Genomic DNA, 12,617 nt, shown 5'->3' with positions numbered 1-12,617 from the left:
GTCAAGTCGGCCTCCGGGCCCCATCCTCAAAATGGGCGCGACAGCGCAAGCGGCGAAACAGCACTCATCTGGTCCAGCACTAGCGGGCCAGATCAAGCCAAGCATCATTATGAGGAAGGGAGAGGCTGACGACCTTGGCGGCACACAAACAGGAGAATCTGGGCCTGATACCAACGGCGGTTACCTTTGACCGATATGGGCTCAGTCACGCATTCCTATAGAGGTGATGGTTTGGGGCTGGTCGGTGAGGTCACGCTCCAAGCGGCATAAGCGACCAGCAGCACGAATTGATGGCCATTCGGGATGCGGCGAGCGTCCCCACGCCGAGTCATCTCGGTAACCCTCGCAAAAACCACCGACGCCGCAAGCGGGAAACTCTGGTCGGGCGACGCCCTCCCCACGTTCCCCGCTTACGCCGCCCAATGGCTGGGTTTTGCTCCGCCGTTGATGAGATGGAACGACCCGCTACCACAGCATCGCCGTGCTAAAACGTGGTCGTTATTCCAACGTCACAAGGTAGGAGCCGTTCCGTGAAGCAGATTACTACCATCGGGCTGGATTTGGCCAAGCAGGTTTTTCAGATCCACGGCGCCGACGCTGAAGCTTCTCCAATTATTAACCGGAAGCTCCGCCGCGCGGAAGCGTTGCGGTTTTTCGAGAAGCAGAGCCGGTGAATGGCGTAGCGAGCGCTTGAACCGGAAGTCGGCCAAAACGAACTGACCGGCGCGGTAGCCGGCAGAGGCGAGGTGCACAAAGCAGACGATGATTCCATGGGACGAAATCCCGAGACGAGAGAGGCCGCTTGTGTCAACGCGCTCAAAGCGCGTGCCGTTGATTAGCCACTCGCATCGCGGACTTCATCGAGGCCGGCGGTTCAAAACCGCGCTGAAAGACCGAACATATGACCGCACCGTTCCCAGGTGATCAAACGTCTGAAAAAAAGCCCTTGCCTAGCGGGTCGTTCCACATATGACATCGCAAGGGAGGAAGTCGATGAAGCAGCAGCACGTAGCTGTGCGGGGCTCGGGCAAGCAGATGAGTTTGACGTTCGAACCCCGCAAGGTGGACGCGATGAAGGCGGATACGCATGTTGACCTCATAGGAAAACGTTAAAACAATGCGCTAGTGACGATTTGCTTAAGCCAGACCAGTTTCCAGTATAGGTGGGAAAGGGCACAAACCGACCAGCCCGGTGTCTTGAGAAAAATGGCGCTATGACAGCCCATTCACTGATCGAAAGGACAGTGGGATGAACCCTGAATTTAGCGCGGCCCAAGTGCGGAGCCTTGCGGGTTTGTCGCCCGCATATTTCGGCCTGGTGATGGCGACCGGCATCGTGTCGCTTGCCGGGTTCATGCTAGGCTATACGAGCCTGGCTTTTGCGCTTTTTTACCTCAATATCGGACAATATTCCGTCCTGATGGTCCTCTATGGGGTTCGCGCGGTTCGCCACCCCCGCCGCTTTTTCGGCGATATGATCGAGCACCTGATCGGACCAGGCTATTTCACCGTCGTCGCCGCCACCGGCATCCTGGCCAGCCAGTTCCTCCTGCTCGGCGGCGACACCAGCATCAGCCTAGCGCTATGGGGGCTCGAGATCCTGCTGTGGCTGGGGCTCACCTATACGATCTTCACCGCCTTCACCATCAAGCAGGACAAACCGAGCCTCGACAGAGGCATCAATGGCGGTTGGCTGCTGGCCGTGGTCGCCACCCAGGCGCTGTCGGTGACGAGCGCCCTGCTTGCGGCTCGGCTCGGTCAGCCCTATCGGCTCGAGCTCAATCTGCTGGCGCTCTCGACCTGGCTGTGGGGCGGGATGCTCTACATCTGGATGATGTCGCTGATCTTTTACCGCTACGTATTTTTCCGCTTCTCCCCCGGCGATCTGGCGCCACCCTACTGGATCAATATGGGGGCCATGGCGATCTCGACGCTGGCCGGTGCACGGCTGATCCTCAACGCACCCGATGCGCCCTTCCTCACCTCGCTGCTGCCGTTTCTCAAGGGGTTCACGGTGTTTTACTGGGCCACCGGCACCTGGTGGATTCCAATGCTGCTTTTGCTGGGCGTATGGCGCCACCTCTACAAGCGCTTTCCCCTGGAGTACGATCCCCTCTACTGGGGCATGGTATTTCCGCTCGGCATGTATGCCGCCGCCACCTTCCAGATGGACGAGGCCATGGCGTTCGGCTTCCTAGCGTGGCTACCGCGCGGCTTCTTTTTCATTGCGGCAGCGGCCTGGGTTATCACCTATTTCGGCATGCTGCGCCGCCTCCTGCGCGGCTTGCTTCCCGCAAGGGACGTGAAACATGGATGATCCTCTGCCCAGCCGGTTCGCGCCTGCAGGCCGGAAGCCGAACGGCATCTTGGTCGTGGTGCTCGCCGGTGGGCGCGCGACCCGCATGGGTGGCGGTGACAAGAGCCTGTTGCAGCTTGGCGGCATGAGCCTGCTTGAGCACGTGTTGGCACGGCTGGAGCCGCAATGCCAGGCGCTGGCGATCAGCGCCAATGGTGATCCGGCGCGCTTCTCCCGTTTCGGTTATCCCGTGCTGGCCGATTCAGTGCCGGGCTTTGCCGGGCCGCTGGCCGGCATCCTGTCCGGCCTCGACTGGGCCGCCGAAAACCAGGCGAAGGCTATCGTCACCGTGGCGGCCGACACCCCGTTCTTGCCACATGACCTCGTCATGCGCCTGCGCGAAGCGGCGGCGACAAAGCGGGCTGCCATCGCACTGGCGGCATCGCCGGATGCGGCGGGGCTGCTCCGGCGTCATCCCACCTGCGGCCTGTGGCCAGTCGCCCTGCGCGAGCCATTGCGCGCCGACCTCGTGGCGGAGTTCCGCAAGGCCATGCTGTGGGCCGACCGGCACGCCGCCGCGACCGCTGTTTTCTGCAAGTCCCGGGTTGATCCGTTTTTCAACGTCAATACACCACAGGATTTGGTGCAGGCGCAGGCGCTTGCACAACTGGGCGAATAGGAGGTTTTCAGCGACCAATGTCTTCCGCGCAGCCATCGAAGACGGAAGCCATGGCGATGAAGGGCACCGGCATGCCCGCCTCGACCCCGGCGTCAGTAGGATCAATGCGCACCAGCCCATCGGCCAGGGCGAGCGGGGAGAGGCGATGGGAATCGTTTAAGCCGCAGGGTGCGACGCCTACGATCTCGCCTCGGGCGTTCCTGGTGGCTCGTACGGCCAAGATCGTGGTACGGCCGGGGCGCGAGCGGATCGGAGCCAGTACCGTTGCCAGTTGCCAACGGGGTGGCGCGGTCCGGCCGGTAAGCCGGCTGATGAGGGGCAGCGCAAATAGCAGCGCCGTCACCAGCGAGGCCGCCGGATTGCCCGGCAGGCTAAGCACACGGGCGGCCCCTAGCCTGCCATGGCCGAGCCGCCGCCCCGGCTTGAGGTCGAGCACCAGGGTATCAAGATAGCCGCCGGCGGCTCGGACCGCCTCAGCGATTAGATCGGTCTCGCTATTGGCCGCCCCGCCGGTGGTTATCAAAAGATCGAGTTCGCGCGCCGGGCTCAAAGTTTGGCCAATCGCGTCGAGCTGATCGGGAGCAATGCCGAGATCGGTCAACTCGATATCCGCCCCGGCCAGCATCTGGGTCAGCATAAGGCGATTGGTGTCGATGATCTGCGCGCCCGCCGGTGCGGCGCCGGGATGCACCAGTTCGGTACCGGATGAGAGCAGCCCAATGCGGGCCCGCCGCCGCACGCTCACCGTATCGAGCCCGGTGGCGGCCAGCAGCATCAGGTGCGGTGGGGTCAGGCGGGTATTCGCCCCGGCCAACAGGCTGCCCGCTTCGACGTCCTCACCGGCCCAGCGGATATTGGCGCCCGCCGCCGGCGGCTGCACGATGTGGATGCCGCCACTGGCGAGGCTCACATCTTCATCCGGCACGATGGTGGCGACGCCCGGCGGCACCACGGCGCCGGTGGTGAGCCGGACGGTCATACCAGCTGCCAGGGGCGCAACGCTGCCCATATGGCCAGCATGGACGCGCTGCGCCAATTGCAGCTTCCTGCCGGCGACGAGCGGAAGGTCTTCGCCCTGCACGCCATAGCCATCCATGGCGGAACTGGTGAAGCGCGGCAGCGCCACGGGCGCGTGGGCATCCCGCGCCAGCACGCGGCCGCGCGCCTCAAGCACGGCAACCACCTCACTCCCGGCGATCGGCCCCACCCCCTCCAGGATGCGGATGAGCGCCGTGTCTGGATCGAGGCCGGACGGTATGGGGGACAGCGGCTGCGGGGAAGAGGGCGGCATTATCAACTGCCTTTTGGCCGGAAGCTGGTGAGGATGGCGGGATCGGTCTCGATCCGGCCAGCATCGATAAGGTCGAGACAATAGGGGATTGCCGGAAACACCGCCTCGAGGCAGGTCTCTATGGCAGAGGGCTTGCCTGGCAGGTTGACGATCAGCGAGCGGCTGCGGATGCCGGCAGTCTGCCGGGACAGGATGGCCGTGGGCACCTCGCGCAGGCTGGCCTGGCGCATGACCTCGCCGAAACCGGGCAGTTCCTTGCCGATCACGGCGCGGGTGGCCTCTACCGTCAGGTCGCGCGGCGCCGGGCCGGTGCCGCCGGTGGTGAGCACCAGCCCGGCTGCCGCCGTGTCGCAGGCGGCGATCAGGGCGGCGCTGACCGACTCGATGCCATCGGCTATGACGCTGGTCTCCAGCTCGTAGGGAGAGCTCACTACGCGATTGAGCCAGGCGGCGATGGCTGGGCCACCCCGGTCCTCGTAGATGCCCCGACTGGCCCGATCGGAGACGCTGATGATGGCGATCCGCACCGCTCAGCCCCCCAGAACCGACATGGTGCGCGCGATGCCCCGGCTGGCCGATGGCGCGATAGCAAAGTCGTGTCCCTCGGGCTTGGCCCTCACGGCGGCACGCACCATGCGCTTGAGCACTGTCGCAGAACCGCCGCCGCGTAGTGTTTCGCGCAGCTCGATCGCGCCCTCATGTCCCATGCAGGTGAACAGCGCCCCCGTGGCGCTGAGCCGCACCCGATTGCAACTGCCGCAGAAATCGCACGACAGCGGCGTGATGAACCCCAGGCGCCCGCCGGTCTCTTCCACCCGCACGAAACGGGCGGGGCCGCCGGCCGAATGGGCGATGGGCGTCAGCGTCCAGCGCTGTTCGAGGGCCTGGCGCAGCTCATGCAGCGGCAAATGAGTTTCTTCACGGGAAAATCCGGTGAGACCAAGAGGCATCTGCTCAATGATGGTGAGGTCCATGCCGCGCGAATGCGCGAAGCCGATCAGTTCGTCAACCTCATGCTCGAAGGCGCCGCGCAGGGCCACGGCGTTGAGCTTGACCCGCAGCCCAGCAGCCAGCGCCGCATCGATGCCGCCGAGCACCTTGTCGATGCGGCCCAGCCGGGTGAGCCGGCGATAGGTTTCCGCATCGAGCGTATCAAGCGAGACGTTGACCCGCCGCACGCCGAACCCGGCCAGCGTTTCGGCATAGCGCGCCAACTGCGTGCCGTTGGTGGTAAGGGTCAGCTCATCCAGCGCCCCGGATTCAAGATGGCGCGATAGTGCGCCGAACAGTGTCATCACCCCGGGGCGAACCAGCGGCTCGCCGCCGGTGATGCGCAACTTGCGCACCCCCAGCTCGATGAAAAGCGTACTCAGCCGGTCGAGCTCCTCATAGCTCAACACTTCGCTGCGTGCCAGGAAACGCATGGTTTCGCTCATGCAGTAGCTGCATCGCAGATCGCACCGGTCGGTCACCGACAGGCGCAGATAGGTGACGCGCCTGCCGAAGCGATCGATGAGACCAGAAGGGCGGTCGCACATTATTGCACCAGCGGCCCATCCGCGGTGTTGAGCGCGATGCCGGTGATGCTGGCCTTTCCAGCCAGGATGCCGATATATTGCGCCACGGCGCGGCTCCAACTGGCGGCTTCGAGCCAGGCGGCGATGCGCTGGGCCACGTGCTCGAACGGCAATTGCTCGCCATCGATCCGCCGTTCCAGTTGGATAATGTGATAGCCGAAGCGGGTAGCGACCGGCTCGGAGCTGAACTGGCCCGGCTGGAGGGTGTGCAGCGCCTTGTCGAATTCAGGCACCGTGGAGCCGTGCCCCAATTGCCCGAGCGAGCCGCCCTGCCCCGCCGAGGGACATGCCGAATGGCGCGCCGCCAATTCGGCGAAGCTATCAGGTGCTTCGCGCAGCTCCGCCAGCACGGCCAGCGCCTCGTCCCTTGCCCGCGCGCGCGCCACCTGGTCTTCTTGCGGCGCGGCGAACAGGATATGGCGGGCCTCGAACAAGGTTTCGGAGCGGAACCGCCGCGGGTTCTGTTCGTAATAGCGCCGGCAGGCGGCGTCGTCGGCGGTCGGCGCGCTGACCTCGCGTTCGAGCAGCGCACGCACCAGAGCGTCCTCATCGGTTTCGCGGCGGCCTTCGCCCAGGGCTTCCGGCGTGGCGGCGAGCCCGAGGCGGTTGGCTTCCTGCACCAGCAATTCGCGCACCACCAGCGCCCGGGCGGCGGCGGCGAACGCCTCGGCGGGCGTCTCTGCGGGGTGGTTCTGCGCCTCGGTGCGCACCATCTCCTCGGTGATGGCGGTGCCGTTGACGGTGATTTCGGGGCGCGGGGCGGGCTCGGGGCGCGGCGGTACCTTGACCTTGCCCTCGGGCAGCACGGTATTGGTGAAATCGAGCAGGGTGGTCATGAGCTTACTCCGCCGGGTTCCGGGGCCGCTTGGTGCGCACGATCTGGTAGCCAGGGCGCCACATATAGCGCACCGGCACGCTGAGCATATGTACGAGGCGTGTGAAGGGGAAGAGCACGAAAATGGTCAGCCCCAGGGTGATGTGCAGCTTGAACACCAGGGCGGCATGGGCGACGAAGCTGGCCGCCTCGGGGTTGAAGGTGAAGATGCCCTGTGCCCAGCGCATGAACAGCACCATCTCCTCGCCATCCAGATGGCGCAGGGATATGGCGATGGTGCCAAGGCCCAACGCCAGTTGCACCCACAGAATGGCGATGACGAGATTGTCGGCCATGTTTGAGGCGGCGCGGATGCGCGCATCGAAGAAGCGGCGATGAATGAGCATGCTCGCCCCGACGATGCCGGCGATGCCGGCGACGCCGCCCAGCACGATGGCCACCATCTGCTTGGCGCCATGCGAGACGCCCAGCATTTCCCAGACCCAGAGCGGGGTGAGCAGGCCCACGACGTGGCCGCCGAAAATAGCCAGCACCCCGAGATGGAACAGCACCGAGCCCCACATGAGCTGTTTGCGGCGCAGCAATTGGCTCGATCCTGCCCGCCAGCTATAGGGCTCGCGATCGTAGCGGATGACGCTGCCTACCGCCAGAATGGCCAGCGCGATATAGGGATAAACCCCGAACAGCAGCCAGTTGAAGAAGTCTCCCATATCACTACTCCCGCGTTTGGGGTGGATTGTGAACCGACCTTTGGTGGGCGCGCAGCGCCGTGCGCAGCCGGTCGGGCCCGCAGGCGGCGTCTCCGCTATTGCCCAGGAAGGTGACGGCCTCGTCTTCCCAGATGCGGTCGAGGCTGGCGAGGTCGGTGGGGTCGTCCTCATCCTGCTCCAGCAGCGGCTGCACCGCCGCCGCATCCACCGTGTGCTTCATTAGCGCTTCCAGCACCCAGAAAGCGTTGGCGTAAACGCTGCCCCGTTTGTCGAGCCGCTGGCGCAGCACCGCCAGGATAGGCCCCGTCTGTTCGAGCAGTTCCGCCGCTGCCTCCGGGGTCCGGGTGGACATGAATTCGAGTAGCAGCGGCAAATAGTCGGGCAGTTCCCGCGCCGCGATGTTGAACCCGGCCTCCTCGTAGTGGGCGGCCAGATCCACCATGGCCTGGCCCCGGTCCCGGCTTTCCCCGTGCACATGCTCGAACAGGTGCAAAGACAGCGAGCGCGTGCGGTCGAACAGCAGCACATAACGCTCCTGGGCGTCGTAGAGGTCGGTGTCGCAAACGGCTTCGAGAAGCCTGGCGGCGCGCTTCTTATCGATGGTGCGCGTCAGGACGTCTCCGGCGAGCGCGGTTTCGATCTCGGCCCGCGCCGCCTGCAATTCGGCGCTGGGGTAGGAGAGCAGCAGCGAGAGGATACGGTAGATATTGACCATCGATCCCTACTCCCGGATGAAAGCTGTTGGCGTCTGCACGGTCTGCGGCTTCTTGGTGCTGAACAGGTTGGCCTTGGAATTGCCGTCCGAGCAGCCATTGCCGAAGGTGAAGCCGCACGAGCCGCGCAAATCGTAGGCGTCCTCGCCGATCTCACGGTGCGAGGTGGGGATGACGAAGCGGTCTTCGTAATTGGCGATGGCCATATAGCGGTACATTTCCTCGATCATGGCGCCGGTCAGCCCGACCCGCTCGGCCACGCCCTCGTTAATGACGCCCTCGACGGTCTTGGAGCGCATATAGGAGCGCATGGCGAGCATGCGTTCGAGCGCGTTGATCACTGGCGGCTCGTTGCCGGCGGTGAGCAGGTTGGCGAGATAGCGCACGGGGATGCGCATGGAGCGCACGTCGGGCAATTCGCCGTCCCAGCCGATGCGGCCAGCCTCGGCGGCCGATTGCAGCGGGGACAGCGGCGGCACGTACCAGACCATGGGCAGGGTGCGGTATTCCGGGTGCAGCGGGAAGGCGACCTTCCAATCCATCGCCATCTTGTAGACTGGCGAGCGCTTGGCGGCTTCAAGCCAGGCGTCCGGCACGCCCTGCTTGCGGGCTTCGCGGAGCACCTCGGGGTCGTTGGGGTCGAGGAATACCGAGAGCTGGGCCTCGTAGAGATCCTTTTCGTCGGGGGTCGCCGCCGCTGCCTCGATGCGGTCGGCGTCGTAGAGCAGCACGCCCAGATAGCGGATGCGTCCCACGCAGGTTTCCGAACAGACCGTTGGCAGGCCCGCCTCGACGCGCGGATAGCAGAAGGTGCATTTCTCCGACTTGCCCGAGGACCAGTTGAAGTAAATCTTCTTATACGGGCACCCGGAGACGCACATGCGCCAGCCGCGGCATTTTTCCTGGTCGATCAGGACGATGCCGTCATCCTCGCGCTTATAGATGGCCCCGGAGGGGCAGGCCGCCACGCAAGTGGGATTGAGGCAATGCTCGCACAGGCGCGGCAGATACATCATGAAGGTGTTTTCGAACTGGCCGTAAATCTCCTTCTCGACCCCTTCGAAATTATAGTCTGCCGAGCGCTTAGAGAATTCTCCGCCCAGGATTTCCTCCCAGTTCGGGCCCCATTCGATCTTTTCCATCCGCTCCCCGGAGATGCGCGAGCGCGGCCTGGCGGTGGGGAAAGCCTGCACTTCCCCCGCCGTTTGCAGATGGGCGTAGTCGAAATCGAACGGTTCGTAATAATCGTCGATTTCCGGCAGGTCGGGATTGGCGAAGATCTTGGCCAGGATCCGCCATTTTGCGCCCATGCGCGGCTCGATCTTGCCGTTGGCCTTGCGAACCCAGCCGCCGTTCCACTTCTTCTGGTTTTCCCACTCGCGCGGAAAACCGACGCCCGGCTTGGTCTCGACATTGTTGAACCAGGCGTATTCGACCCCTTCGCGGTTGGTCCAGACGTTCTTGCAGGTCACCGAGCAGGTGTGGCAACCGATGCATTTGTCCAGGTTCAGCACCATGCCGATCTGTGCACGGATTCTCATTCGGCAGTCTCCTTGCCGGCTTGGTAGGGGCCTTCGAGCCAGTCCACCTTGTCCATCTTGCGCACGATGACGAATTCGTCGCGGTTGGAGCCCACCGTGCCGTAATAGTTGAAGCCATAGGCAAGCTGGGCGTAGCCGCCGATCATATGCGTGGGCTTGACGGTGACCCGGGTGACCGAATTGTGGATGCCGCCGCGCTGCCCCGTGATCTGGCTACCGGGGGTGTTCACGATTTTTTCCTGGGCGTGGTACATATAGATGGTGCCAGGCTTCATGCGCTGGGACACCACCGCCCGGGCCACCAGGGCGCCGTTGGCATTGTAGACCTCCACCCAGTCGTTATCGGCGATGCCGGCAGTGCCTGCGTCGGTTTCGGAAATCCACACCACCGGCCCGCCGCGATTGAGCGTGAGCATCAGTAAATTGTCCGAATAGGTCGAGTGGATGCCCCATTTCTGGTGCGGTGTGATGAAGTTCAGCACCACCTGGCTATTGCCGTTGGGCTTGGTATCGATCACGGGCTTGACCGCCTTGGTGTCGATCGGCGGGCGATAGACCACGAAGCCTTCGCCGAATGCTCGCATCCACAAATGGTCCTGGTAGAGCTGCTGGCGCCCCGACAGCGTACGCCAGGGGATCAGCTCGTGCACATTAGTGTAGCAGGCATTGTAGCAGACCTTCTCGCTCTCCAGCCCCGACCAGGTGGGCGAGGAGATGATCTTGCGCGGCTGGGCGACGATATCGCGGAAGCGGATTTTCTCATCTTCCTTGGGAATGGCCAGATGGGTGTGGTCGCGCCCGGTGGCCTTGCCCAACTGCTCCCACGCCTTGACCGCCACTTCGCCATTGGTCTCGGGCGCCAGCATCAGCACCATCTCGGTGGCGTCGATATCGGTATCGAGGCGCGGCATGCCCTTGCTCGGCCCCTCCTCGGCGACGATGCCGTTGAGCTTGCCCAGCGCCTCCAGCTCGTGCTCGGTATTCCAGGTGATGCCCTTGCCGCCATTGCCCAAGGTCTTGAGCAGCGGTCCCACCGAGGTAAAGCGCTTGTAGAGATTGGGGTAGTCGCGCTCCACCACCACGACGGAAGCCATGGTCCTGCCGGGAATGGGCTCGACTTTGCCGGTCTTCCAATCCTCCACGTCGAAGGGCTGGGCCAGTTCCGCTCCTTCGTCATGCTGGATGGGGCGCAGCACCACATCGGTTTCTACGCCCAGCACTTCGGGCGACACTGCCGAGAAACTCTTGGCCAAGCCCTTGAAGATGTCCCAGTCCGTGCGCGCTTCCCAGGCCGGGTCGGCGGCGCTGGACAGCGGATGGATGAAGGGGTGCATATCGGAGGTGTTGAGGTCGTTCTTTTCGTACCACGTGGCGGTAGGCAGCACGATGTCGGAATAGACGCAGGTGGTGGACATACGGAAGTCGAGCGTCACCAGGAGGTCGAGCTTTCCTTCCGGCGCCTTGTCGTGCCACAGAGCTTCCTTGGCTTTTTTCTTGCCGGCAGAGCCCAGATCCTTGCCCAGCACGCCATGGCTGGTGCCCAAGAGATGCTTGAGGAAATATTCGTGCCCCTTGCCGGAAGAACCGAGCAGGTTGGAGCGCCATACGAACAGGTTGCGCGGCCAATTGACCGGATTGTCCGGGTCCACGCAGCTCATCTTGAGCTTGCCTGACTTGAGCCCGGCCGCCACGTAATCCTTAGGCTCCTTGCCCGCTTTCTTGGCGGCCGCCGCGATATCGAGCGGATTGGTTTCCAGTTGCGGCGCCGAGGGCAGCCAGCCCATGCGCTCGGCCCTGATATTGTAATCGATCAGCGTGGCGTCCCAATCGCCCTCGGGGGCGGTGGGCGACAGGATTTCGCTGACGTCCAGCGTTTCGTAGCGCCACTGATCGGTGTGGGCGTAGAAGAATGAGGTCGAGTTCATGTGGCGCGGCGGCCGGCTCCAGTCGAGGCCGAAGGCCAGCGGCGTCCAGCCGGTCTGGGGGCGCAGCTTTTCCTGGCCGACATAATGGCTCCAGCCGCCGCCCGACTGCCCCACACAGCCGCACATAACCAGCAGGTTGATGATCCCGCGATAGGTCATGTCCATATGGTACCAGTGATTGATTCCCGCCCCGACGATGACCATGGAACGGCCATTGGTCTTTTCGGCGTTGGCGGCAAATTCGCGGGCGACCGTGACGATGGTTTGAGCGGGCACGCCGGTGATTTTTTCGGCCCAGGCCGGGGTATAGGGCACGTTCTCGTCATAACGCATGGCGACGTTTTCGCCGCCAAGGCCCCTGTCGAGCCCGTAATTGGCCACGAACAGGTCGAACACCGTCGCCACCAGCGCCTCGCCGTCCTTGAGCTTGACGCGCCGGGCCGGCACCATGCGCTTGAGGACGCTGGCATGATCGGTGCCCTTGAAATGATCGTGCTCGCGGTTGCCGAAATAAGGGAAGCCGACTTCGGCCACGATATCGTGGTCTTCTTCCAGCACCAGGCTGAGCTTGAGGTTGATGTTGCGGCCCTGCCCGTCCTTGGGCTCAAGGTTCCATTTGCCCGCTTCGCCCCAGCGAAAGCCGATGGAGCCGTGCGGCGCCACGATCTTGCCGCTGGTCTCGTCGATGGCGACGGTTTTCCAGTCGGCATTGTTGGCCTCGCCCAGCCCGTCGGCGAATTCGGAGGCGCGCAACTGCCGGCCCGGAACCAGCTTGCCGTTCTGCTCTTCCAGTTGCACCAGCATGGGCATGTCGGTGTAGCGGCGGCAGTAATCCTCGAAATATTCGGCCTGCCGGTCGAGATGGAACTCGCGCAGGATGACGTGGCCCATGGCCATGGCCAGCGCCGAATCCGTGCCCTGCTTGGGGTTGACCCAGAGGTCGGAAAATTTGGCCGCTTCGGAATAGTCGGGCGAGACCACCACCGATTTGGCGCCCTTGTAGCGCACCTCGGCATAGAAATGGGCGTCGGGCGTGCGGGTCTGCGGCAC

Annotated in this window: 10 protein-coding genes and 1 pseudogene; 3 read left to right on the top strand and 8 right to left on the bottom strand. The window is 63.9% G+C overall.

Annotated elements, in window-relative coordinates:
• Positions 1-530: 530 nt before the first annotated feature.
• The 3 genes and pseudogenes from VDP82_RS06610 to mobA all read left to right on the top strand — a co-directional run.
• Positions 531-668 (top strand): annotated as a pseudogene (locus VDP82_RS06610) (IS110 family transposase); the annotation flags it as partial.
• Between the two features lie 626 nt (positions 669-1,294).
• Complete coding sequence (locus VDP82_RS06605) at positions 1,295-2,317, top strand: tellurite resistance/C4-dicarboxylate transporter family protein (protein WP_323014059.1); 1,023 nt, start codon at positions 1,295-1,297, stop codon at positions 2,315-2,317.
• Positions 2,310-2,975 (top strand): molybdenum cofactor guanylyltransferase MobA, encoded by a 666-nt coding sequence (gene mobA / locus VDP82_RS06600; RefSeq protein WP_323014058.1) that lies wholly within the window; start codon positions 2,310-2,312, stop codon positions 2,973-2,975. Before VDP82_RS06605 ends, mobA begins: the two co-directional genes overlap by 8 nt.
• Positions 2,976-2,982: 7 nt before the next feature.
• On the opposite strand, the gene VDP82_RS06595 is transcribed toward mobA, so the two are convergent.
• From VDP82_RS06595 to VDP82_RS06560, 8 genes are all read right to left on the bottom strand, one after another.
• Positions 2,983-4,266 (bottom strand): molybdopterin molybdotransferase MoeA, encoded by a 1,284-nt coding sequence (locus VDP82_RS06595; RefSeq protein WP_323014057.1) that lies wholly within the window; start codon positions 4,264-4,266, stop codon positions 2,983-2,985.
• Positions 4,267-4,268: 2 nt separating this feature from the next.
• Positions 4,269-4,793, bottom strand: coding sequence for a molybdopterin adenylyltransferase (gene mog / locus VDP82_RS06590; RefSeq protein ID WP_323014056.1), 525 nt, complete (start codon positions 4,791-4,793; stop codon positions 4,269-4,271).
• Positions 4,794-4,796: 3 nt separating this feature from the next.
• Positions 4,797-5,804, bottom strand: a complete 1,008-nt coding sequence (moaA, locus tag VDP82_RS06585; RefSeq protein ID WP_323014055.1) for a GTP 3',8-cyclase MoaA — start codon at positions 5,802-5,804, stop codon at positions 4,797-4,799.
• Entirely contained in the window at positions 5,804-6,679 is an 876-nt protein-coding gene (locus VDP82_RS06580; RefSeq protein WP_323014054.1) for a peptidylprolyl isomerase, read from the bottom strand. The genes moaA and VDP82_RS06580 overlap by 1 nt, the downstream gene beginning before the upstream one ends.
• A gap of 4 nt (positions 6,680-6,683) precedes the next feature.
• Entirely contained in the window at positions 6,684-7,388 is a 705-nt protein-coding gene (narI, locus tag VDP82_RS06575; protein ID WP_323014053.1) for a respiratory nitrate reductase subunit gamma, read from the bottom strand.
• 4 nt (positions 7,389-7,392) lie between these two features.
• Positions 7,393-8,103 (bottom strand): nitrate reductase molybdenum cofactor assembly chaperone, encoded by a 711-nt coding sequence (narJ, locus tag VDP82_RS06570; RefSeq protein ID WP_323014052.1) that lies wholly within the window; start codon positions 8,101-8,103, stop codon positions 7,393-7,395.
• 6 nt (positions 8,104-8,109) lie between these two features.
• On the bottom strand, positions 8,110-9,642 hold the full coding sequence (narH, locus tag VDP82_RS06565) for a nitrate reductase subunit beta (protein ID WP_323014051.1): 1,533 nt from the start codon (positions 9,640-9,642) through the stop codon (positions 8,110-8,112).
• Positions 9,639-12,617: nitrate reductase subunit alpha (locus VDP82_RS06560; RefSeq protein ID WP_323014050.1), on the bottom strand; the 2,979-nt coding region annotated here is incomplete at its 5' end. The genes narH and VDP82_RS06560, both read right to left, overlap by 4 nt.

Origin of the sequence: Devosia sp., from assembly GCF_034675085.1 — a bacterium.
GTDB lineage: Bacteria > Pseudomonadota > Alphaproteobacteria > Rhizobiales > Devosiaceae > Devosia.
This window is presented reverse-complemented; position numbering and strand designations above follow the sequence as displayed.